The sequence below is a fragment of the Rahnella sp. PD12R genome (genome assembly GCF_019200965.1).
Classification (GTDB): domain Bacteria; phylum Pseudomonadota; class Gammaproteobacteria; order Enterobacterales; family Enterobacteriaceae; genus Rahnella; species Rahnella laticis.
On the sequence record NZ_JAHTMS010000008.1, the window covers coordinates 1 to 24,484 of the forward strand.

General features: G+C 56.8%; 12 protein-coding genes and 1 pseudogene. 12 read left to right on the plus strand and 1 reads right to left on the minus strand.

Features of this window, described 5'->3' with window-relative positions:
* Positions 1 to 8: 8 nt before the first annotated feature.
* The 4 genes and pseudogenes from KWG64_RS25905 to KWG64_RS16500 all read left to right on the plus strand — a co-directional run.
* A pseudogene (locus KWG64_RS25905) lies at positions 9 to 2,546 on the plus strand (beta strand repeat-containing protein); the annotation flags it as partial.
* Complete coding sequence (locus KWG64_RS16490; protein WP_370628709.1) at positions 2,544 to 10,223, plus strand: Ig-like domain-containing protein; 7,680 nt, start codon at positions 2,544 to 2,546, stop codon at positions 10,221 to 10,223. The pseudogene KWG64_RS25905 and the gene KWG64_RS16490, both read left to right, overlap by 3 nt.
* 107 nt (positions 10,224 to 10,330) lie before the next feature.
* Positions 10,331 to 12,508, plus strand: a complete 2,178-nt coding sequence (locus KWG64_RS16495; protein WP_218522620.1) for a type I secretion system permease/ATPase — start codon at positions 10,331 to 10,333, stop codon at positions 12,506 to 12,508.
* Positions 12,508 to 13,683, plus strand: coding sequence for an HlyD family type I secretion periplasmic adaptor subunit (locus KWG64_RS16500; protein ID WP_195815355.1), 1,176 nt, complete (start codon positions 12,508 to 12,510; stop codon positions 13,681 to 13,683). Before KWG64_RS16495 ends, KWG64_RS16500 begins: the two co-directional genes overlap by 1 nt.
* A gap of 766 nt (positions 13,684 to 14,449) precedes the next feature.
* Here the strand turns inward: KWG64_RS16500 and KWG64_RS16505 are convergent.
* Positions 14,450 to 15,562 carry an efflux RND transporter periplasmic adaptor subunit gene (locus KWG64_RS16505; protein WP_218522493.1) on the minus strand — a complete coding sequence of 371 codons (1,113 nt, stop codon included), beginning with the start codon at positions 15,560 to 15,562 and terminating at the stop codon, positions 14,450 to 14,452.
* Between the two features lie 466 nt (positions 15,563 to 16,028).
* Here KWG64_RS16505 and evgA point away from each other — a divergent pair, with 466 nt between their 5' ends.
* The 8 genes from evgA (at position 16,029) to KWG64_RS16545 (ending at position 24,478) form a co-directional block, all read left to right on the plus strand.
* Positions 16,029 to 16,661 (plus strand): acid-sensing system DNA-binding response regulator EvgA, encoded by a 633-nt coding sequence (gene evgA / locus KWG64_RS16510; protein ID WP_195815008.1) that lies wholly within the window; start codon positions 16,029 to 16,031, stop codon positions 16,659 to 16,661.
* Between the two features lie 4 nt (positions 16,662 to 16,665).
* Positions 16,666 to 20,265 (plus strand): transporter substrate-binding domain-containing protein, encoded by a 3,600-nt coding sequence (locus KWG64_RS16515; RefSeq protein WP_218522494.1) that lies wholly within the window; start codon positions 16,666 to 16,668, stop codon positions 20,263 to 20,265.
* 264 nt (positions 20,266 to 20,529) lie between these two features.
* On the plus strand, positions 20,530 to 21,039 hold the full coding sequence (locus KWG64_RS16520; RefSeq protein WP_218522495.1) for a fimbrial protein: 510 nt from the start codon (positions 20,530 to 20,532) through the stop codon (positions 21,037 to 21,039).
* Between the two features lie 105 nt (positions 21,040 to 21,144).
* Entirely contained in the window at positions 21,145 to 21,861 is a 717-nt protein-coding gene (locus KWG64_RS16525; RefSeq protein WP_218522496.1) for a molecular chaperone, read from the plus strand.
* Complete coding sequence (locus tag KWG64_RS25710) at positions 21,845 to 22,390, plus strand: fimbrial protein (RefSeq protein ID WP_255562208.1); 546 nt, start codon at positions 21,845 to 21,847, stop codon at positions 22,388 to 22,390. The genes KWG64_RS16525 and KWG64_RS25710 overlap by 17 nt, the downstream gene beginning before the upstream one ends.
* Positions 22,391 to 22,411: 21 nt before the next feature.
* Complete coding sequence (locus KWG64_RS16535; protein ID WP_218522497.1) at positions 22,412 to 22,972, plus strand: fimbrial protein; 561 nt, start codon at positions 22,412 to 22,414, stop codon at positions 22,970 to 22,972.
* A gap of 10 nt (positions 22,973 to 22,982) precedes the next feature.
* Positions 22,983 to 23,726 carry a molecular chaperone gene (locus tag KWG64_RS16540; RefSeq protein ID WP_218522498.1) on the plus strand — a complete coding sequence of 248 codons (744 nt, stop codon included), beginning with the start codon at positions 22,983 to 22,985 and terminating at the stop codon, positions 23,724 to 23,726.
* Positions 23,723 to 24,478 carry a molecular chaperone gene (locus KWG64_RS16545; protein ID WP_218522499.1) on the plus strand — a complete coding sequence of 252 codons (756 nt, stop codon included), beginning with the start codon at positions 23,723 to 23,725 and terminating at the stop codon, positions 24,476 to 24,478. Before KWG64_RS16540 ends, KWG64_RS16545 begins: the two co-directional genes overlap by 4 nt.
* The last annotated feature ends 6 nt before the right edge of the window (positions 24,479 to 24,484 follow it).

Consider the following 24,484-nt stretch of genomic DNA (forward strand, 5'->3'; position numbering starts at 1 on the left):
GCTCGGATATTGCGGCAGGCAGCAGCGTGACCGTCACCGTTAACGGGATTGACTATCACGCAACGGTCGGCGCGAACGGCGCATGGTCTGCGGCCGTTCCGGCGGCGGATGTGGCGAACTGGCCAGCGGGTCAGTTAGCGATCAGCGTGACCGGCTCTGATGCATCGGGCAACAGCGTGACGATTTCCAATAACGTGACTGTCGATTTAAGCAGCGTGGCGATCTCCGTCGATACCATCGCGGCCGACGACATCATTAATGCAGCTGAAAAAGCGGCAGATCTGACGCTGACCGGCACCACGCAGAACGTGGAAGCAGGCCAGACCGTGACTGTTAACTTTGCGGGGCATAATTACACCGCGCAGGTGCAGGCAGACGGCAGCTGGAGCGTGACGGTTCCGGCGGGCGACATGACTTCCCTGAAAGACGGCGACGTCACTGCAACGGCGACGGTCACTAACGTGGCAGGCAACAGCGCGAGCGCGGCGAATACGGCGGAAGTCGATGCGTCTGCGCCGGTCGTGACGATCAACAGCATCAGCGCGGGCGATGTGCTGAGCGCGGTTAATGCCGGTACGGATGTTGTGCTGAGCGGTACATCAACGGCGCAGGCGGGTCAGACGGTGACCATCGTGATGGGCACCGAAATCTTCACCGCGACCGTTGCGGCGGACGGTACCTGGACCACCAGCGTCGCGAACACCGTGTTCTCCGGTCTGAACGACGGTGCTTACACCATGACCGCCAGCGTTACCGATATTGCAGGTAACCTGGCGACGGCGACTGGCACCGCGCAGGTTGATCAGACCGCACCGGTCGTCACGGTCAACGTGGTGGCGGGCGACAACGTCATTAACAGCACGGAGCACGGGCAGGCGCAGGTCATCAGCGGCACCGTGACCGGCGTGGACATCGGCACCGTCGTGACCGTGACCATTAATGGCGTGAATTATTCCGCTATCAGCGATGCCAGCGGCAAGTGGAGCATCGGCGTTCCGGCTGACGTGGTCAGCGGGCTGGCGGACGGCAGCTACACCGTTGCCGCCTCTGTTACCGACCTGGCCGGAAATACCGGTTCGGCGAGCCAGAATGTCGTGGTCAATACCACTGCGCCCGTCTTTGTTATCAATGACATGGCGGGCGGCGATAATGTGCTGAATGCCACCGAAGCCCTGACCACGCTGACCGTTACAGGTACGGTGACCGGGCTTGCGGATGGCGCGCAGGTGATTGTGACGCTGAACGGCCTGAACTATACGGGAACCGTGAACGGCGGCGTGTGGAGTGCCGATATTCCGGCCAGCGCGCTGACGAATCTGGGGCAGGCGCTTTATCAGGTCAGCGTCAGCGGCACCGACGTGAATGGCAATACCGGTTCTGTTTCCAAAGGGCTGCAAACGGCTTCTGATAATCCTTCCGTCACTATCAATACGGTAGCGGGCGATGACGTGATTAATGCGACCGAAGTGACGCAGGATCAGGTGATCAGCGGTTCCGTGACCCATGCAGAAGCAGGCCAGACGGTCACCGTGACCGTCGGCGGGAAAACCTATACGGCGCAAGTGCAGAGCGATTTCACCTGGAGCATTACCGTTCCTGCGGCCGATCTTGCCGCGATGGGCGACGGCAGCCTGAACATTTCCGCCAGCGTCACTAACGTCAGCGGTAATGAAGGTTCCGGCGATCGCAATATCGCTATTGATGCCGCGCTTCCGGGCCTGCGCATCGGCACGATTGCGGGCGACGATATCGTCAACAGCATCGAAATCCAGCAAAACCAGATCATCAGCGGCACCAGCAACGGGCTGGCGGCGGGCAGCAGCGTCACCGTGACAGTGAACGGAATTGATTATCAGGCCACCGTCGGCGTTAACGGCAACTGGTCTGCGCCGGTTCCGGCTGCGGACGTTGCAAACTGGCCTGCCGGTGAGCTGGCCGTTTCCGTCACCGGCGTCAGCCAGGCCGGAAACAGCGTGACAATCAGCAACACCATCACGGTGGATCTGAGCAGTGTCAGCATTGCTATCGACACGGTGTCTGCGGACAACATGCTGAATGCGGCTGAGAAAGCGGCGGACCTGACCCTGAGCGGCACCACGCAAAACGTGGAAGCCGGGCAGAATGTGACGGTGATTTTCGCCGGTCACAGCTACACCGCGCAGGTTCAGACTGACGGCTCCTGGAGCCTGACCGTTCCGGCTGCGGACATGAAAAATCTGAAAGACGGCGACACGTCCGTGAGCGTCAGCGTGACCAACACGGCGGGTAACAGCGCCAGCGCTGCGCAGGATGTGACAGTCGATACCCTCGCGCCGACGATCACGATGAACACCATTGCCGGTGACAACGTGCTGAATCTGGCGGAAGCGAGCGCCGACGTCATTATCAGCGGTACCACCACGGCGGAACCGGGCCAGATTGTCACCGTAGCCGGGTATACCTCGGTTGTGGCGGCGGACGGCACCTGGAGCGTGACGATCCCGGCGGCTGACGCGGGCATTCTCACTGACGGCACGTTCACCATCACCGCATCCGTCAGCGACGTGGCGGGCAACCGCGTCACGGTTGAGCATGATTTGCTGGTGGATATCACGCCGCCAACGCTGGCCATCAACACCATTTCCGGCGATGACGTGATCAACGCGCAGGAACTTCAGCAGAACCTGATGATCTCCGGCAGCAGCACCGGCGTTCCGGCGGGTGGCGTGGTGACGATTGAGATCAACGGCAAAACCTACACGGCGGCCGTGGATGCTCAGGGCAACTGGAGCACCGGCATTCCGGCATCTGCGGTCAGCGCAATGACCGACGGTAGTTACACTGTCACGGCAACCGTGAAAGACGCGGCGGGTAATGACGGCTCTGCAACGCATGCGGTTACCGTCGATACCGTTTCTCCGGTTCTGACGATTAACACCGTCGCCGCGGATGACGTCATTAACGCCACCGAAAAAGGCGAAGCGCTGACCGTCAGCGGCACCAGCGATGGTGCGGACGGCACAGTTGTTACCCTGAACTTCAATGGCCAGAACTACACCGCAACCGTCACGAACGGCGCGTGGACGCTGAACGTTCCGGCGTCAGATGTGGCAAAACTGGGTGAAGCAGATTACACCCTGACCGCCAGCAGCACTGACGCGGCGGGTAACACCGGTAACACCACGCACGTGGTGCTGGTCGACAGTTCACTGCCAACCGTGAACATCGGCGCATTCGCCACGGATAACATCGTTAACGCGACGGAAATCAATGCGGATCAGCTGGTGAGCGGCACCGTGACTAACGCGGCGGCAGGCGATATCGTCACCATTACACTTGGCGGCAAGTCTTACACGGCAACGGTTCAGGGCGATCTGAGCTGGAGCGTCAGCGTGCCTTCGGCTGACCTGAAAGGCTTCGGCGACGGTGACCTGACAATCAGCGCCAGCGTGACCAATCAGCACGGCAACACCAGCAGCAGCGATCGTGAGATCAGCATCGACGCCGGTCTGCCGGGTCTGCGCATGGATACGGTTGCAGGCGACGACATCGTCAACAGCATCGAGATCCAGCAAAACCAGATCATCAGCGGCACCAGCACCGATATCGCGGCGGGCAGCAGCGTGACGGTGACCGTTAACGGCATCGATTATCACGCAACGGTCGGCGCGAACGGCGCATGGTCTGCGGCCGTACCGGCGGCGGACGTGGCTAACTGGCCAGCGGGTCAGTTAGCGATCACCGTGACCGGCTCCGATACGTCCGGCAACAGCGTGACGATCTCCAATAACGTGACCGTTGATCTGAGCAGCGTGGCGATTTCGGTCGATACCATCGCAGCTGACGACATCATTAATGCAGCGGAGAAAGCGGCAGACCTCACCCTGACCGGCACCACGCAGAACGTGGAAGCAGGCCAGACCGTGACCGTGAATTTCGCGGGCCACAACTACACCGCGCAGGTGCAGGCTGACGGCAGCTGGAGCGTCAAAGTTCCGGCGGGCGACATGACCGGTCTGAAAGACGGTGACGTGACGGCAACCGCCAGTGTCACTAACGTGGCGGGCAACAGCGCGAGCGCGGCGAATACGGCGGAAGTCGATGCGACAGCGCCAGCGCTGACCATTAACGTGATCGCCGGTGACAACGTGCTTAACAGCTCGGAAGCGGCTGCAAACGTTGTGCTGAGCGGGACCTCGACTGCTGAAGCGGGTCAGATTGTGACGATTACGCTTAACGGCCAGAACTACACCGCGACCGTGGCGGCGGACGGCACCTGGAGCACCTCCGTTCCGGCTTCCGTAGCTTCGGCTCTGGCGGACGGCACTTACGCGATCAGTGCGGTTGTCAGCGATATTGCCGGTAACAGCGCCAGCGCCAGCGGTTCGCTGCTGGTGGATGTCACCGCGCCGGTCGTTACGGTTAACACCGTGGCGGGCGACGATGTGCTGAACACCGCAGAACACGGGCAGGCGCAGGTGATTACCGGCGGCAGCACCGGCACCGTGCCGGGCAACGTAGTGACGCTGGTAATAGACGGCCACACCTACAGCACCGTCGTGGATGCCAGCGGCAACTGGAGCATCGGCGTTCCGGCCAGCGTGATCCAGGGTCTGGCGTCCGGCGATACCACGTTTGCGGTCAGCATTACCGACAGCGCGGGCAATACCGGCAGCCGCGATCACGTGATCACCGTGAACACCAACGCGGTCAGCCTGAGCATCGATACGATTGCGCAGGACGACATCATCAATGCGGCGGAAAAAGGCACCAGCCTGACGATTTCCGGCGGCAGCGATATGCTGGTTTCCGGTACCGAAGTGACCGTGATGCTGAACGGAAAAAGCTACTCCGCGAGTGTGGATGCCACCGGCCACTGGACGCTGAGCGTTCCGGCAGCCGATATGGCGGCCATCACCGACGGCAATTACAGCGTCACGGCCAGCGCCAGCGATGCGACCGGGAATCCGGCCAATGCCACGCATAACGTGGTGGTCGATACCACGCCGCCAGCGCTGCTGATTAACCCGGTTACGGCCAGCGGAATGTTAAACGCGGTCGAGCTAGGTCAGCCGCTGACACTCAGCGGGACGTCCACGGCGCAGGCCGGTCAGACGGTCACCGTGACGTTCAACAATGAAACGTATACCACCACCGTGAATGGCAACGGCACCTGGTCGCTGAATATCCCTGCGGCGGACGTTGCTGCGCTGCCGGACGGTTCTCTGCCGGTCAGCGCCAGCGTCAGCGACGTGGCGGGGAATCCGGCGTCAGCCAGCACTTCTGTTCTGGTGGATACCGTGGCGCCAACGCTGACCATTAACACCATTGCCGGTGATGACGTTATCAACACCACCGAGCAACTGGCGGGTCAGACCATCAGCGGCACCACGTCGGCGGAAGCGGGCCAGATTGTTACCGTGACGTTCAACAATCGCGAATACCACGCGACCGTGACGTCCACCGGTACCTGGAGCGTGAACGTTCCTGCGGCTGACTTTAACGGCGCGGCAGACGGCAGTTACACCGTCAGCGCCAGCGTCAGTGATGTGGCGGGCAACCCGGCAACGGGCGGTTCATCGGTCACGCTGAACGGCGCAGTGCCGGAAATCACCATCAACACCTTCGCGGCGGACGATGTGGTTAACGCCGCAGAGCACGGCACGTCGCTGGCCGTGACCGGAACCTCGACGGCTCCGGCCGGTTCAACGGTGACGGTGACCCTGAACGGTCAGAGCTATACCGCGCAGGTTCAGAATGATCAGAGCTGGACGCTGAACCTGAGCGCCAATGCGGTGAGCGCGCTGGTGGATGGCGATAACTATGCCATCACGGCGTCGGTGACCAACAGCATCGGCAATACCGGCACGGCGACGCACGAAATTGCAGTCGATACCTCGGCACCGTCAATGACCATCACCATTGATTCGGTGAGCGATGACACCGGCCGCAGCAACAGTGATTTCGTGACCAGCGACACCACGATTACGCTCAAAGGCTCGCTTTCTGCGGCTCTGGGCAACGATGAGTCTGCGCAAATCAGCCTGGATGGCGGGTTGACCTGGGTCACACTGACCGTGACCGGCACCACCTGGAACTATGCGCAGGGAAGCGCGCTGACAGACGGCAGCTACAGCTACACCGTGCGGGTGATTGACGCCGCCGGTAACGTCGGGTCTTCCGCGTCGCAGACGGTGGTGATTGACACCGTGGCACCGGACGCCAGCCAGTCCATCAGTATCGATGCGATTTCGCAGGATACCGGCCTGAGCAGCACCGACTTTATTACCAGCGACACCACGCTCAACCTGCGCGGCACGCTTGGCGCGGCGCTGGGTGCGGATGAATATGCGCAAATCAGTCTCGACGGTGGCAATACCTGGGCTGACGTAAGCATCAGCGGCCTGACCTGGACGTACATCGACGGCCGCACGCTGACCGACGGTGATTACAACTACCAGCTGCGCGTTATCGATCTGGCCGGAAACGTCGGGGCGACGGCAAGTAAGGTAGTTACCGTGGATACCACGGCACCGGACAGCAGCAAAACCATCACTATTGATGCGATCAGCACCGATACCGGCCTGAGCAGCAGTGACTTTGTGACCAGCGACACCTCGCTGACCGTCACCGGTACGCTGGGCAAAACGCTGGCCGCCGATGAAGTGGTGCAGGTGAGCGTTGACGGCGGTCTGACGTGGGCGAATGCGACCACGATCGGCACCGGCTGGACGTTTGCCGATGGCCGCACGCTGACTGACGGGGATTACACCTATAACGTCCGCGTGGTGGATACCGCCGGAAACGTCGGCAATGTGACCTCGAAAGTGGTCACCGTAGATACCGTTGCGCCGGACAGCAGCAAAACCGTGACCATCGACAGCGTCAGCACCGATACCGGCATTTCTGCCAGCGATTTTGTGACCAGTGATACCTCGCTGACGGTCACCGGATCTATCGGCGCGGCGCTGGGCGCAGGCGAAGTGGTGCAGATCAGCGTCGATAACGGCGCGACCTGGACCACCGTCTCGCTGTCCGGCAGCACCTGGACATACACCGACGGTCGCACGCTGACCGACGGCCAGACGCTGTATCAGGTTCGCGTGGTGGATCAGGCCGGAAACGTCGGTCAGACCGCGCAGCAGGTGGTAACCATTGACACCACGGCGCCGACGCAAATCATCACCATCGGTGCGATCAGCAACGATACCGGTGATTCCGCCAGCGACTTCATCACCAGTGATAACACGCTGACGATGTCGGGCACACTGAACGCCACGCTGGCAACTGACGAAAGGGCGCAAATCAGCCTCAACGGCGGTCTGACCTGGACTGACGTGGTGGTTAACGGGCAGTCGTGGAGCTATGACGCAACCGGCACCGTTCTTGCTGACGGCAATTACAACGTGCAGGTTCGGGTTATCGATCAGGCCGGTAACACCGGCACGGTCAGCAGCCAGACCGTAGTGATTGATACGCTGAATCCGGAAGCGGTGGCGAGCATCGTTCAGTATTCCGATGACGAAGGTGACCGTAAAGGATCGTTCGGTTCCGGCACTTACACCGATGAAACCGCACCGACGCTGAGCGGCACGCTGAGCAAGGCGCTGGCCGATGGCGAAGTGCTGAAGATCTACCGTAACGGTGTGTTTGTAGGCGTCGCGACGGTGGTCGGTCTGGCCTGGACCTTCGCGGATTCCGCGCTGGCGGACGGCACTTACGTGTACGTCGCGAAAGCGCAGGATCTGGCGGGGAATACCACGCCATCGGGCGATTTCACCCTGACGGTGGATACCTCGATTCCGACCACGATTGCCACCGTGACGGCCGAATCCACGCAGGATACGACGCCGATCATCAGCGGTACGTTGTCCGAAGCGCTGGGCGAAGGCATGTATGTTCAAGTAGTGGTAAATGGCGTGACGTACACGTCCGAAACGGGCGGCGCAGTGGTGGTCGATCCGCTGAACAATACCTGGTACCTGCAGGTTCCGGGTGCGCTGGGGCTGGCAAGTTATAACGTCACGGCGCAGGTGCGCAGCAGTGCGGGCAACGGGAACGATGCAGGTATCGACACCAGCGCCATCATTGTTTATGCCGAAACCGCCGTGGACACCAGCTGGGCGACTACCGCGGGTTCGACGTCCACCAACGCCATGGCGTTCAGCCTGAACAGCAGCGGTTTGTGGAACATTGTCACCGGGATCTCGGATTACACCAGTTCCGGCCTGAACAGCTATTCCGGCACCACGTTAACTAACACCCGCGGCAACATCGTGGTGAGTTACACGCTGGCGGATACCGACCGTAACGGCACGTCCGATATTTATGCGACGGAAACCAACTACGGCGGCAGCATTCAGGGTAAATGGACCGCGAACGCAGACGGCACGTACACCTACGGCCAGCAGGCGATCGGCACCACCATCTGGTACGGCGGCGTGATTGCCTATGACAAAACCGGCGACGGTTGGGTGGATCTGGCGTACGGCGATGCCGGGGGTGACTCACGCAGTTATCTGGTGAACAACAAGGGCGTTCTGACCGCTGACGGCACCAACGGCGCGGCGGGTCTGGCGGGTGTCACGTACCGTGAAATCTCCGGCGTGGATATCAACAACGACGGTACGGTCGATATCGTGCAGCACACCAACCGTAATGGCGTCTACGCACTGACGGTGGTGAACAACAACGGCACCGGTACGCTGACGGAAACGCAAAGCATCGCTAACGTGTTTGTCCCGAACTCCGCAGACTCCACGACCGCAGTGTCGATGACCTGGGCGGACTTCAACGGCGATGGCCTGATGGACTTGTACATCTCGACGGGGAGAACCTCCGCCGGCGCGTACAACTACGGCGGCATGATTTACTACAACAATGGCGCGGGCGGGTTAAGCACCACACCAACGGCGGTAGAAACGGCAACGACCAGTTCGGCATCGGGCGGGTATCTGTCAGCGGCCGTGGACTGGGACGGTGACGGTGATATGGACATCATCAAGTTCAGCACCTATTCCACCAGCCAGAAAGCCACGCTGTACATGAACGACGGCACCGGCAACGGCTGGACCAGCAGTCAGCTTGCCTCCGCACTGGTCAACGTGACGGGGATTGCGACGCTCGACTACGACTGGAACGGGACGCAGGATCTGCTGGTTTCGCAGGCCAACGGCAAAGTGGTGTACATCGCCAACAACAACACCATTGCTGACGGCACGGCCATTCACCTGCGCATTCTCGACGGCGAAGGGATGAACGTGTTCTACGGCAATACCGTGCAGCTATACAACTCTGCCGGCCAACTGGTGGCGTCGCAGATCATCAACGCCCAGTCGGGTATCGGGATTAACGATGCCTCGGCGCTGGTGAACTTCTACGGGCTGGATCCGAATGAAACGTATTCGGCGGTGCTGGTGCGCAACATCAACGGCGTGTCGTCCAATGAAACCTGGAATGACCTGACCGCGGGTGACGGCACCACCAGCTACTCGTTAACGGCGGATGCAGCGACCGGCGGCACCAGCGGCACGATCACCGGTACCGGCTACAACGATACGTTTATCGCGGAAAACGGCACCTACGTGTACGACGGCTCCGGCGGCTGGAACACCTCGTCAGACCATGCGACATGGAGTGCCACCGGCGGTGAGGACATCGTCGATTTCCGCAATGCCACCAGCGGGATCACCGTGGATCTGAGCAGCAGTAACGCCCAGAACACCGGGTTCAACACGTCAACCTTCAGGAATATCGAAGGGATTGCCGGGTCGAACTACGACGATACGATCACCGGCAGCGCGGGCGATAACGTGTTCGAAGGCCGTGGCGGCAACGACACTTTCAACCTGGGCAACGGCGGGCACGACACGCTGTTGTACAAGCTGATTAACAGTGCCGATGCCACCGGCGGTAACGGTTCTGACACCATCAACGGCTTTACGGTCGGGACATGGGAAGGCACGGCGAACTCAGACCGTCTGGATCTGAGCGAACTGTTGCAGTCGGGCGGTTACACCGGCACCGGTTCAGCAAGCTACGTCAACGGCGTGGCCACGCTGAACGCCTCGGCGGGCAATATCACCGATTACCTGTCGGTGACGACCGAAGGCAACAACACCGTCATCAAGATTGATATGGATGGCAGCGGTTCAGCACAGTCGATGACCACCATCGCGACGCTGACCAACGTGCATACCGATCTGGCGACGTTGCTGGCGAACCATCAGCTGATTGTTGGCTAATCAGTAGCGGAAAGCGGAGCAGGGGAAACCCTCTGCTCCGCGGACCCGGATGGCCTGTTTATGCTCCGGAATGAGCGTGAAGAAAGACGATTTAGGGAAGAATGATGATGAAAAAAGACAACATGTTAGAGAAAGGCTACACCGCGTGGCTCAGCGCCATGCTCGATATCGCGAAACACTACCGGCTGGATTACTCAGAAGAACACGTGAAAGCCACGGTCGCCTGGGAGATGGGCGCACCGGCAGACGTGATTCTTGATGAGATGGCAAAAAAACTGGGGCTGGGCCGCGTGACGCGTGATTTCCACCCGAACGATCTCGACCCGATGAGCGTGCCGTTCATCCTGACGCTCGACAACGGGCGGCTGGGCGTGGTGACACATCTGGACGCCAGCGGCCAGTGCGCCGTGCAATTTACCGAAGATCAGGGGCTCGAAACCACCCTGACATCAGAACAGCTGGCGGAACGCGCGAAAAGCATCACGCTTCTGCGTCCGCTGCACAGCATTCCCGATGCGCGCGTTGATAACTACATCAAGCCGTACAAGAAAAACTGGTTCTGGGATCTGGCGCTGAAAGACTGGCGTCGTTACAGCGACATCATGCTGGCCTCAATGATTGCCAACGTGCTGGCGCTGGCGGGCATGTTGTTTTCCATGCAGGTTTACGACCGCGTGGTGCCGTCGCAGTCCGTCCCGACCTTATGGGTACTTTTCGGCGGCGTGATGCTGGCGATTACCTTTGAATTCGTGATGCGCATGGTGCGCGTCCATATTTCTGACGTGGTAGGGAAACGCGCCGATTTGCGCATTTCCGACCGCGTCTTTGGCCGTGCGCTGCGCATTAAAAACAGCGCGCGCTCGAAATCCACCGGTTCCTTTATTTCGCAAATCCGCGAACTGGAATCCGTGCGTGAGCTGATCACTTCGACCACGCTCAGCGCGCTGTCGGATCTGCCATTCTTCCTGCTGTTCACCGTGATTCTGTGGATGATCGGCGGCCCGCTGGTGTTTGTGGTGTTACTGGCGCTGCCTTTGCTGCTGATCCCCGGCATCCTGATTCAGAGACCGCTGGCGAAACTGGCCAACGAAGGGATGCGCGAATCGGCGGTGCGTAATGCCTCACTGGTGGAAGCGGTTGAATCGCTCGAAGACATCAAACTGATGCGCGCCGAGCAGCGCTTCCAGAACCAGTGGAACCACTGCAACGAAGTGTCCGCCGAAATCAGCATGCGTCAGCGTTTTCTGACCAGCCTGCTGATGACCTGGACGCAGGAAGTGCAGTCGATTGTCTACGCCGTCGTGCTGCTGGTGGGTTGCTATCTGGTGATGAAGGGCGACATGACCACCGGTGCGCTGGTCGGTACGACCATTCTGGCATCCCGCACCATTGCGCCGCTGGCGCAGATTTCCGGCGTGCTGTCGCGCTGGCAGCAGGCGAAGGTTGCGCGTAAAGGGCTGGATGAACTGATGCAACGCCCGATTGATCAGGAAAATGGCCAGAAAATGGTTCACAAGGCGCAGATCGCCGGTGAATACGCGCTCAGTGACGCGGTGTTTTATTACGACGAAGAAGCCAAAGCGGTGAATCTGGCGATTTCACGCCTGAATATCAAACCGGGCGAAAAGATTGCCATCCTCGGCAAAAACGGCGCAGGTAAATCGACGCTCCTGCAAGTGCTGGCGGGCATGCAACAGGTTCAGCAAGGGCAGGTGGTGCTCGATAACGTCAACATCAAACAGATCGACCCGGCAGATTTACGCCGCGACGTGGCGCTGCACAACCAGCACGCGCGTCTGTTCTTCGGCTCGGTGCATGAAAATATCACCATGGGACGCCCGCAGGCGACGGACGAAGAGATCCATGAAGCGCTGGTGATCAGCGGCGCGCTGGCGTTTGTTCAGCAAAAAGAGGACGGCCTGAACTTCCTCATTCACGAAGGCGGCGTCGGGCTTTCCGGCGGGCAACGTCAGGCGCTGTTGCTGGCGCGTAACATCATCACGCAGCCGCAGGTTTTGCTGCTCGATGAGCCCACCGCGTGGCTGGACGAGATTTCCGAATGGAACCTGATTTCCCAGTTATCTACCTGGGGCAAAGACAAAACGCTGATTATTGCCACGCACCGTCTGGCGCTGCTGCAACTGGTGGATCGCATTATCGTCATGGATAACGGGCGCATTTCGCTCGACGGTAATAAGGATGAGATCCTGAACAAACACTTCAGGCCGAAAGGACAGACCGCTGCCGCCACCGCAAAACCGGCGACAAGCAAGGAGGCATCATAATGAAAAAGCCTAAACTCACGACCCGTCAGCGGGCTGAAAAATCCCTGCCGCGCTCGACCATTCTGGTCTGGTCGGTATCGCTGATGCTTTTGTGTTTCTTCCTGTGGGCGAATTTTTACACGCTCGATGAAGTCACGACCGGCACCGGCAAAGTGATCCCGTCGTCGCACGAACAGATTGTTCAGTCGCTGGAAGGCGGCATCGTGCACACCATCGATGTGCAGGAAGGGCAAGTGGTGGAACGCGGGCAACGGCTGGCGCAGCTGGATCGCACCAAAACCGAATCCGGCGTACAGGAAAGCGTGGCGCGTTTGCATGCCGCGCTGGCGACGGCGGCGCGACTGACGGCGCAGATCAACAATACGCCGCTGACGTTCCCGGCAGAGCTGGATGACGAACCGGAGCTGGTGAAATCAGAAACCGAGCTGTACAACTCCAGCCGTAACAGCCTGGAGAAACAACTTTCCGGCCTGAAGCAGGGCGTATCGCTTATCCGCCGCGAGCTTTCAATGACCACGCCACTGGTCAAACAGGGCGCGGCCAGCGACGTGGAAGTGCTGCGTCTGCAACGTCAGATTAACGAAATGGAAAGCAAAGCGACTGACCTGGAAACGCAATACAACGTGCGTGCCGGTGAGGAACTCGCCAAGGCCAATGCGGAGATCGAGGCGCAGCGCTCAGTGATTCTGGGGCGTAAAGACTCACTGAACCGCCTGGAATTCTTCTCGCCGGTGAAAGGCATCGTCAAAAATATCGACGTCAACACCGTCGGCGGCGTGATTCCGCCCAATGGCAAACTGATGACGCTGGTGCCGATTGACGACCAGATGCTGGTGGAAGCGCAAATCTCCCCGCGCGACGTGGCGTTTATCCACCCCGGTCAGAAAGCCAAGGTGAAAATCACCGCCTATGATTATTCCATCTACGGCAGTTTTGACGGCGAAGTCACGACGATTTCCCCGGACACTATCCAGGATGAAGTCCGCCGCGATGTGTACTATTACCGCGTCAACATCAAAACGCACGCCAACTATCTGGAAAACAAACACAAAGAGAAGTTCTATATCTTCCCCGGCATGATCGCCACGGTGGATATCAAAACCGGCAATAAAAGCATCCTCGATTATCTGCTGAAACCGCTGAACAAAATGAACGAAGCGATGCGGGAACGTTAATAACGGCATTGTGATAAAAGGAAAAACCCACGTGTGAGCGTGGGTTTTTTTGTGAGATTTTCTGCGATAAACTGCTCAAGGTCAGAAGGTACTATTGGCAATATCTCAATATTATTTATCATTGGCGAATCGTATAATTTACCTAAACAGGTCGCTTCAGCTACATCACCGCCGTCAATTTTGGTCTTATCGAACACTTTTACGCAGACGTAATTCCTGAAAGAATAGAACAATGGCAACAGTCATGACAATTGCAAAAAAAATAATATTCGAGAAATCATAATTAAAAACAGTTGTGAATCTATCGTTGTTATACAGCTCGTTGTGTCTGTAGGAATATGTCGTATAAATGGTATCGAATACTTCGCAGAATGACCCGATAGCGATAAAAAAACAGGCCAGGACATAGTTTGCTGTGATCTGGTTTCTTTTACGTCTCTTGGTGAATATTATTAATCCAATAACGGCTGGGATAATAAAGGCAATTAAGTCTCTGAAAGAGAAATCTAATAAAGTATCCATCACTAAAAGTCCTTTTGTATTCATAAAAGGCTGGCTACTGCCGAGCCATCACGGAATATCCAGCATGAATGCTGACTTTTTCCATAACCTGTTTCGGGACCTATTATTATTCATAACAGACTCTTTTTCCTTCTTTTTATGACCAGAGGTGATCCTTTTGTCTGTATCAAAGCAAGGTGCGGTTTGCGATGCACCTTTGCGGCATAAGCCGATGTTATTCCGACGCATTTCCACCACATCACCCTCAGTCCACCCCATACCGCCTGAACGCCCGCAGCACATTTATTCCTTTTCTGACCATCGCAAACAACGCATTCCTGGAATGCCCGTCGAGCAGTTTCACTTTTGAAGAGATGCCGATCCGCAGCGGATACTGGCTCATTTGCATCGGGTTAATGGAAATGCGCACCGGGATTTTTTGTACGTCGGCAATCCACTTTCCGGCGCTGTTGAGGGCGGAAATCGCAGTGTCGGCGTCGTCATCCCATCCTTCGACCTGTCCCTCGAAAACCACGTTATTGCCGTACATTTCCGTCACAATTGCCGCTTTCTGTCCAACGATAACGCCGGAAAGCTGTGCGACGGTGAAGTTGGCGTTTATCCACATCTGATCGGCGGGCACGATAGTCAGCAGTGTTTGTCCGGGGATGACGGTTAAGCCGGAATGCACGTTTCTTTGCGCAACATAACCGGTGACCGGGCTGCGGATCGTCGTGCGATCCAGCGCTACACCGGCTTTCTGTACGGCATCTCTGGCCTGCAAAATCAGTTTTTGCCGGGCCATATCCGTCTCACGCAGCACCCGTAAATTCCGGCGGTATTGCACGATTGCCGCATCCAGCGACGCTTTGCTGTTGTTGACGTTTCTGAGGGCTTGCCGGAGGTCATCTCTGGAAATCGCCGCAGGGCCTTTTGACTGTAACCGGCGGTTGTAGTCAATCAGCGCCTGCTGATAGGTCATCTGGGCATTCAGGATATGAGCGTTATTCTGGCCGTCGGCGGTGTAGCGTTCCCGGGTTTCTTTTTCCGTTTCCAGCAGCGTTTCTTCGGCCTTTTTATAGCGGAGTATTTCGCCGGAACTCTCCATGTGCAGGAGAATATCGCCTTTGCGCACGCGGTCGCTGTTGGTTTGTATAACGACCGCCACCCGTCCGTTTATCTCTGAGGAAAGGGTGACCGGATTTCCTGTAATGTAAGCGTCGCTGGTGCCGGGCATTTTACGTAATGAAAAGTCCTGCCCGAGGCTGCAAATAAAATACGGAACGATAATAACAATGACGAAAAGCATTCGTTTTTTTATTTTGGGGTTCGGACGTTCCCTGCCGATATTAGCGACCATGCCGTGAAGTTCTTCCATAAGAAAGTTCATCCATTCTTTCTAAACAGGAGGTGTTAAGAATATTCAGTCAGATTAATCACCGGTGCGGATGAAATACAGGAGACACATCGGAAACTTTTGCAGGGAATATCCTACACGTGAAGTCCATGCGGCCGGTTGAAAAATTATTTCTCTTTAAAAACAATCAGTAAAATATTTCGTTTGAGAATTTTTAAACCTTTCCTGAACGAATTGAGTTCAGACGAACACGCTTTTGCATTGCGTGATACTATTAGTCTTAATGCTCATGGAAATAAAAATGTGCAGACAGTAGAATTAATCCTTCTGATTTCCCTTCAATACGGTGCATTATAATTAGCGCCGAAACACGTTCATTTTTCCGCAGCACGTTATAATTACGCCATCTGTCATTGGGATGCGCGTTGTTCTGTGCGCGAAAGCGGGTGGGCCGGGAACCTGAAAATGTCTTTAATAAGGAGCTAAGATGAGTAAAACCAATAAGTTAAATGCTGTCATCGTTGACGATCATCCGCTGGCTCGTATGGCTATTAAAAACTTGCTGGAAAATGAAGGGATCACTGTCGTCGCGGAAGCCGGTGACGGCGCGCAGGCGTTGCAGCTTGTCGGCGAACACAGCCCGGATCTGGTGATTGTCGATGTGGATATTCCGGTGATGAGCGGTATTGAAGTGGTGGAAAAGCTTCGCAAGCAGGCGTTCAGCCGGATTATTATTGTGGTCTCCGCCAAGAACGATCTGTTTTATGGCAAACGCAGCGCCGACGCGGGCGCAAATGCTTTTATCAGCAAGAAAGAGGGCATGACCAATATTATTGCGGCGGTACACGCGGCGCAAAATGGTTACAGCTATTTCCCGTTATCATTGCAGACGTTTATGGGCAGTCTTTCGTCTGAACAGGAAATGTTGCAGTCGCTCTCGAGCCAGGAAATTAAAGTGATGCGCTATATTCTGAACGGTGATGACAATATGAAAATCGCTTCGGAAATGTGCATCAGTAATAAAACCGTGAGCACCTATAAAAGCCGCTTAATGGAAAAGCTCAACTGCAAATCGCTGATGGAACTTTTCTCCTTTGCGCAACGTAATGCAATCGGGTAATACGATGATAACGCGGGCCATTGTGGCGCTGTTTCTGCTTTTTATCGCGAGTGTTCCGGCGCAATCCGCCAGCCCGGAACCCGCGACGCTTCAGCTCGCCAGTGATAATCAGGTGTTTACGCCTGCGCTGCCTTTGGGGCATTACGATTTGCTGTGGCTGGCGGCAAAACGTTCCCTGACGATTGCGGTATACGGGCAGGAAACGCCGCCGCTGAGCATGAATTCGACCACCGGGCGTTACCGGGGAATGAACGCAGATTATCTTTTGATGATGGAAAACTCGCTACAAATCAAAGTGGTGATTAAGCATTACGACGATCTCAGTACAGCGTTAACCGCGCTCAAAGCCGGTGAGGCGGATCTGATTCTGACATCGCCCGCCGGTGAAGCGGATCTGGACCCGGCGTTTGCCGCCTCACTGCCGCTGATCCGCGCGTATCCGACGCTGGTGACGCGCCAGGCGGATGTCATGAAGCCTCTTTCCAACGACAAGGACGACGTGTCGGTTGCGATCAAGCAGGGTTATCCGTCCGAACAGTTTATTAAGATGATTTTCCCCAAGGCGCACATTACGTCTTATGCGGATAATTATCTGGCGCTGGCGTCGGTGGCCAATAACGAAAACGACTATTTTTTTGGTAATAATCTGACGTCCAGTTTTATTCTGGTTCGCGATTTTTATCAGTCGCTGGAAATGGTGAAGTTCTGGCGTGAACCGCAGACCGGGAATCATTTCATCGTACCCGCCGGTCAGAAACAACTGCTCGGCATTCTCGATACCTTTATCAGTTCCCTGACGGAACAAACCCATAAACAAATTGCCCAGTCGTGGGTCGATACCGGCAATATTTCATTTTTAAATAAAGCGATGAAACTGACGCCACGGGAAGAGCGCTGGATTGCCAAACATCCGGTGCTGCGCGTGCTGATTAACCCGTATTACGCACCGCTGAGCATGGTGGACGAGCATCAGGAAATTCGCGGTTTGCTCGGCGATATTCTGAATCTGATCCAGCTGCAAACCGGTCTGGTTTTCCAGCCGGTGATCGCCAATTCGAATACGGATATGGTCGATATCATGCGTAAAGGCGGCTGGGACGTGTTGCCGACGGCAACGTTCAGCGCCGAACGTGAAGAGGAAATGTTGTTCACGCATCCGTTTATCGCCACGCCGTTTGTGCTGGTGACGCGGGCGTCGTCGGAGCAAGACGACTTGCTTTCGCCCGGCTCAAAAGTGGCGATCCCGGCCTATCATCCGCTGACCGACAAACTCAAAATGAAATATCCGGGTGTGGAATGGGTGATTGCTGAAAACACCAGTACCGCGCTCAGTAAGCTGATGCTCGGTGATGTGGATGCGGTGGTGTCTACGCAGCTCGCGTCGCGGTTTATCATCGATCACTATTATCCGGGCACGATGAAATACACGCGCATTCCGGATGAGCCTTCGGCGCAAATCGCCTTTGCGATCCCGCGGGAATCCTCTGAACTGCAAAGTATTCTGAATAAGGCGCTGGACGATATTCCGCCGAAAGAGATCCTGAATCTGGCCGGAAAATGGACCAAAGCGCCGGACGTGAAAATCGGCACCTGGAATCTGTACAACCGGCCTTTTTATCTGGTGATCGGGCTGGCGGTTTTACTGGTGATCACCAGCCTGCTGTGGGGCGTGTATTTGCTGCGCGCCATCGGGCGGGGCAAAGCCGCGCAGGCGGCGCTGAATTATCAGCTAATTTTCAGCCAGACGTTGTCCAATTCCATTCCCGTGCCGGTTTACGTCATCACGCTCGAAGGCGAACTGGAAAGTTATAACAGCGCGTTCAGCGATTTCTTTATTCCTGAGCTGCGCGGCTCGATGAATTATTCCCTGTTTGACCGGCGCAGTCCGCTGGCGGACGTTTTCCATGCCATTCAGCCGGACATTTTGCTCGGCCTGAAACCCGGTCATGTGCTCACGCATTCGCTGACGCTCAATAATGGCGGTGAAAATCGTCAGATCCTGCACTGGCTGACGCTGTGTCTGATGCCGGAAAACCGGCCTGCGATTCTGATTTGCGGCTGGCAGGACATCACGGAATCCCGCCAGCTGATGAAAGCGTTGCAGGTTGAGAAAGACAAAGCCATCGGTGCGAATCAGGCCAAAAGCCAGTTTCTGGCCAGCATGAGCCATGAAATCCGCACGCCGGTGAGCTCAATCATGGGCTTCCTGGAGCTGCTGACCACGCGCAAACAAAGCGCGGATGAAACCAAAGAAGCCATTCAGCTGGCGTACAGCACGGCACAAACCCTGATTGCGCTGATTGGCGACGTGCTGGATATGGAAAAAATTGAGTCAGGCAATTTCACGCTGACGCCGGAATGGGTCGATCTGGAACCGGTGATTAACGCGACCGTCGCCAATTTTGAAGGGCTGGCGCGGCAGAAAAACTTGCGGCTGACGGTCGATTGCCGCCTTGAAGACGGCAAAACGCTCTGGCTCGATCCGCAGGCGGTGAAGCAGGTGCTGTCGAATCTGCTGAGTAACGCCATCAAATTTACCGCCGAAGGCGGGGTGGACGTGATTGCCCACACGCAGGCGATGGGCGAAGAGCGGGTTTATCTCACGCTCAGCGTGCGCGACACCGGCGCGGGCATCAGTCATGACGAACAGCAGCAACTGTTTAAGCCGTTCAGCCAGACGGATGCGGGGAAACGCCAGATTGGATCTGGCCTCGGGCTGGTGATTTGCCGTGAAATGGTGGAGCGCATGGCAGGGCAGATCAGCATTACCAGCCAGCCAGGCATGGGAACCACCATGATGGTGACGCTGGTCACGCAGGCCTCGGACAACGCGCCCGCAGTGCCGCTGATTGCCGAACAGGAAGCGACGCGCCCGGCTGCGCTGCGCATTGTGATTGCCGAAGATAACCCGACCAACCGTCTGTTGCTGCGCCGTCAGCTGGATATGCTCGGGTATCACGTCGATGAGGCCGAAGACGGCCTGCATGCGCTGAACCTCATCAAAAATCAGGATTACGATCTGCTTATTACCGATCTGAACATGCCCAATATGGACGGCATCACGCTGACCCGGCGGGTGCGCGAGCTGAATCAGCACATGGTGATCTGGGGGCTGACCGCCAATGCGCAGACGGAAGAAAAAGAGCGCTGTCTGGTGGCGGGCATGAATTTATGCCTGTTCAAACCCATCGACCTGCAACAGCTCAAGGCCGCGCTCAGCGGCGTGAATATGCCGGCGGACGAGCCGCCGCTGGATGCGTTTATCGACATGCCCACGCTGGAAACGCACAGCCTTGGTGATAAAAAACTGATGTGTCAGATGCTGGAACAGTCACGGATTGAAAACGACAAAGACGTGGCGGCCGCCGTTCAGGCGCTGGCGCGTGAAGAGTGGGAACTGCTGCAACATCATCTGCACCGCATCAATGGCACAATGCAGCTTCTGGGCGCGACGGTTTTGTATGAACTTGCCGAAACGCTGGAAAATCAGCTGGCCGCCGGGCTGCATCCGCCTGCGCTGGAAAAAGGCGTGTTGCAGCTGGAGCAGCAAATTCAGTCCCTGAATGCGGCCATTGAGGCGTATTCCCGTTCCGTCCGTTATTAATGACGGAAATTCCGTAACGCGAAAATAAAGTCATCCCTTGTGATGGCTTTATTTTTATTTCACGCCGTGCTAGTTTTTGAATCAAAATATTTATCACGTTATAAATATTTCACGTCCTACGCCTGTAGTCGCCGACCTTCATTAAAATAATCTCCCTCTCATGGTGCGGCTATTTGTTCCTGCGTATTATCTTTCCCTCAGCCACGGCAGGCTGAGATAAATGTGTTTAATCGAAATAACTATCTTTTAATGAAGGATTGAGTAATGAAAAAAATTATCGCCCTTGCGCCCGTCGCTCTGATTTTGGGTTTTGCTGGTAATGCTCAGGCTGCAACTCAGGCTGATGTCACCCTGCAAGGGAATATTGTAGAAACCACTTGCGAAGTGACTGCAAATAACGGAGCTGCAACACTGAACGTGGGTTCTTTTGCTAAGACTGAATTTACAGCAGCTAAACAACAAGTCGGCGAAGAGCCACTGGTTGTTACCCTGAAAAACTGTGCAGCTGACGAAGAAGGCGCATTGCAGGTGAGCGGCGTTGTCGGTTCTGACAGCAACCTGTTCCTGAGCGACGTGACCCAGACTGCGGGCTTTATGCTGAAGCAGTCTGACAACACCACTCAGGTGACCAACGACACCAGCATCCCGGTTGTTGCTGATGAAGATGGCGCGCTGACCTATGCCTTCACCACCGGTATGGCGGTGATAGACACTGCAAACGTATTGCCAGGTGCTTACAACGCGCCAATCAAGATTTCTTACGTGAGCAACTAATAGCAACGACTCCGTCATTTCCGTGAATAACGGGGACGACGCGAAGAGTAAGAAAAGAGAGGCACTTTGCTGCCTCTCTTTTCCATTGAACGGACAGAGAATATTATGAAGTTTCATCACAAAGCAGGCGTTATTTTAAGCCTGAGTCTGTTTTTAATTCAGCCGGTATATGCAAGTATCAGTATTGGTGCATCGCGTATTATCTTTTCCGCAAACGACAGCAGCCAGAGTGTTGACATTAATAACCGGTCGGCGAATCAACCTTACCTTATTAATGTCGGTATTTCAGACAGTCTTTCGACGAAATCAACCGACAGCGCATTTATGCCCGCGCCTGCGTTATTTCGCATCGAATCTGATTCGACCAATAAAATTCGTATTCTGAAGAAAACGAATTCGCTGCCGCGTGACCGTGAATCGGTATTTTATCTGAATATTATGGCGATCCCGACCGGGAAGTCAGGCCAGAATAATACCGGCAATAGCGTCGGCGGTACGCTTCAGGTCGCGACAGGTAATACCGTAAAACTGTTTTATCGCCCGGATAATTTGCCGATGACGCAAAAAGAGGCGATGGGCAAATTGCAGATTTCCCGGACAGGCCAGGGCGTGAAGGTGATGAACCCGACGCCTTATTATATTTCCCTGAACAAGCTGATGATCGACGGCAAAAAAATCAAACTCGATGTCATCAAAGGCACCAGCATGGTGGCCCCGTTTGCGGCTAACAACTATGCGGTGAGCGTCGGACAGGGCAAAGCCGAATGGGCGGCAATCAATGATTTTGGTGGCGTGGAGGCGTTCCGTGGCACCGTCAATTAAGCCGGTTTTACTGGGTTTCACGGCAGGGCTTGCGCTGATTTTGTCCGGGGCAGCGGCCGGTGCCGCCACCACCGAAATTAAGGCCAATATCGTGGACGGCAGTTGTCAGGTTTCGCTCGATAACGCCAGCATCACCTTTGACCGCAAAGACACCACGCAATTTGCCACCGGCACGGCGCAAATTCTGCCGCTGGGCGTGAACCTGAACTGCGTGGAAATGCAGGGCAAAGCGCCGTCGCTGAGTGTGACCGGTGAATCGGCCGGGCTGACGGACACGCGCTTATTCCGTGCGGCCAGCTCAACGGCGAAATACGCCGGTTTTATGCTGAAAAAAGGCACGCTCACCAGCCTGACGGATTTCTATAACGCGGCGGATACCGTCGCGCCGGGCGACACCGTGCTGATAAGCCAGGACGACGGCAACTCAGTGCAGCCATTTTCCGTCGGCCTGGTGCGCAGCGCGGGCGACCCGATGCTGACGCAGGGCAACGTCAACGCCAGAATCACGTTCGCCTTCATTTTCCCTTAACGCTTTCAACAGACAAACCCGATGAAAAATCTCAACATTTTATCAGGGCATTTATTTGCCCTGAGGGCGTCCCTTTGCCTGTGTCTGCCGGGGATCGCGGCCAGCGCCACGGCAGCAGACGTGCAGTTCAGCGCGACTTTTCAGGCGCCGACCTGTCAGGTTTCGGCACCGGCGACGCTGGATTTCGGCGCGGTGCTTTCGTCTGACATCCGGCAGGGCGTCAGTCTGGCAAATCCGTTACCGCTGGAAGTCAGGTTGTCGCAGTGCGCCGGATTTATTGGCGCGGTGCAGCGCCCCGGCGTCACGGTGACGGGCACGGGCGACAGTGTAACTGGCGATTTTCTGTTCCGGCAGGCCACGTCTCAGGCGGTGAATTACGGCGTGCGCATTGTGACGGCGTCGGGCGCGGTCGTGGCCAACAACACGTTCCTTCCCGCGATGGTGGACGCCGCCAGTTTCAACGGCGGCTCCACCAGCATTCCGCTCAAAGTGGCGCTGTCGTGCGGCAATCAGTGTACCAACGCCGCCACGAAATCCGGGCGGCTAGACGCCAGCGTCACGTTTGATTTTGTTTATCAGTGAGGATCCCGCCATGAATTTACTGTGTTTACTCGCGCGCCGGACGGTGACCGTCGCCGCGCTTCTGGCGGCGCTGGTGCAGGGCGTTGCCGCTGAAGATGGCGGGATCAGCATCAGCCGGACGCGTGTGATTTTTCAGTCCACGGATAACGCGCAGACGGTGACCCTGCAAAACCACGGGACGTTGCCGTATCTGGTTCAGTCGGCAGTGGTCGCTACCCCGACCGGGCGCGAGCCTGCGCCGTTTCTGACCACGCCACCGTTGTTCCGGCTGGAAGGCAACACCAAGAACGCCGTGCGGATTTTGCGTAAAGGCGCTGCGGCGCTGCCCGACGATCGCGAGTCGGTGTTTTATTTCACCGCGATTGCCGTGCCGTCGATGGCGCAGCCGAAAGAGGCCGAAGACGCCTCGCTGGCCGCGCGTATTTCCGTGGGCATTCAGAACACCATCAAGCTGTTTTACCGCCCGGCCGGGCTGGCGATGTCGCAGGAAGAAGCCGCGGGGCGTTTAACGTTTCAGCATCACAGCGGGCAGGTGCAGGTGAATAACCCGACGCCGTATTACCTGACGTTCTCGCGGCTGGCGTTTGATGCCGCTGACGTGGACGTAAGCCGCGGGATCATGGTTGCGCCATTCACGCAGATCACCGTTCCGGCTTCAGGCGGCGTCCGTCAGGCGCAGTGGACCGTGATTAATGACTATGGCGGCAACAGCGCGCTGTTCAAAGCGGCCGTGCAGGGCGGAGGAAAATCATGAAACCGGCATTAAAACTCGTCCTGTTTATGGCAGCCCTGTTCACGGCTCAGCCGTCCTTTGCCTCGCCGGATAAACCGTCCGGTTTTTCGCTCAATGAGTTTCGGATTGTGTATCCGGCGGCGCAGAAAAAGGGCATCACCTGGTCGATGACCAACAACACCGGGCGCGCTTATCTGATGCAGTCGTGGATCCGTCCGGTGGATTTCGCCACCGGATTACCGGCGGCAGAAATTGACAACAAAGCGCCCGGCGACGCCATTCCGCTGATGGTCACGCCGCCGCTGCAACGCATCGACTCCGGCGAGCAGCTCCAGCTGCGTATCCGCCTGACCGGCATGACGCTGCCGCAGGACAGGGAATCGGTCTTTTATCTTTCCGTTAAAGGGATCCCGTCCGTGCCGGACAGAGCCAGCCAGACAGGCGGCCAGCTGGTGCTCGCGGTGGTGAACAACATGAAGCTGTTTTACCGGCCTGCGGGTTTGCCCGAAGCCGGCGTGAAAAGCGCGGCGAAACAGCTGCGTTTCAGCCTGCAAAACGAGGTGCTGGTGGTCGATAACCCGACGCCGTTTTACCTCAATTTCAGCCAGCTGACCGTTGGCGGGAAACCGCTGGCGGCCGGTGAACTGCGCAGGCTGGTGCCGCCAAAAGGGCAGCAGCATTACCCCGTTTCTGCGGGTATGCGCGGTGCGGTGGAATGGCAACTGGTGGACGAAGACAGCCAGGTGACGCCGTTGCAGCGCCAGACATTATAAGGTCCG

Bases quoted from the DNA above. Each gene is read 5' to 3' on its own strand.
- KWG64_RS16495 (WP_218522620.1), top strand. From the start codon at position 10,331: ATGAAAAAAGACAACATGTTAGAGAAAGGCTACACCGCGTGGCTCAGC.
- KWG64_RS16500 (WP_195815355.1), top strand. From the start codon at position 12,508: ATGAAAAAGCCTAAACTCACGACCCGTCAGCGGGCTGAAAAATCCCTG.
- KWG64_RS16505 (WP_218522493.1), bottom strand. From the start codon at position 15,562: ATGGAAGAACTTCACGGCATGGTCGCTAATATCGGCAGGGAACGTCCG.
- evgA (WP_195815008.1), top strand. From the start codon at position 16,029: ATGAGTAAAACCAATAAGTTAAATGCTGTCATCGTTGACGATCATCCG.
- KWG64_RS16515 (WP_218522494.1), top strand. From the start codon at position 16,666: ATGATAACGCGGGCCATTGTGGCGCTGTTTCTGCTTTTTATCGCGAGT.
- KWG64_RS16520 (WP_218522495.1), top strand. From the start codon at position 20,530: ATGAAAAAAATTATCGCCCTTGCGCCCGTCGCTCTGATTTTGGGTTTT.
- KWG64_RS16525 (WP_218522496.1), top strand. From the start codon at position 21,145: ATGAAGTTTCATCACAAAGCAGGCGTTATTTTAAGCCTGAGTCTGTTT.
- KWG64_RS16535 (WP_218522497.1), top strand. From the start codon at position 22,412: ATGAAAAATCTCAACATTTTATCAGGGCATTTATTTGCCCTGAGGGCG.
- KWG64_RS16540 (WP_218522498.1), top strand. From the start codon at position 22,983: ATGAATTTACTGTGTTTACTCGCGCGCCGGACGGTGACCGTCGCCGCG.
- KWG64_RS16545 (WP_218522499.1), top strand. From the start codon at position 23,723: ATGAAACCGGCATTAAAACTCGTCCTGTTTATGGCAGCCCTGTTCACG.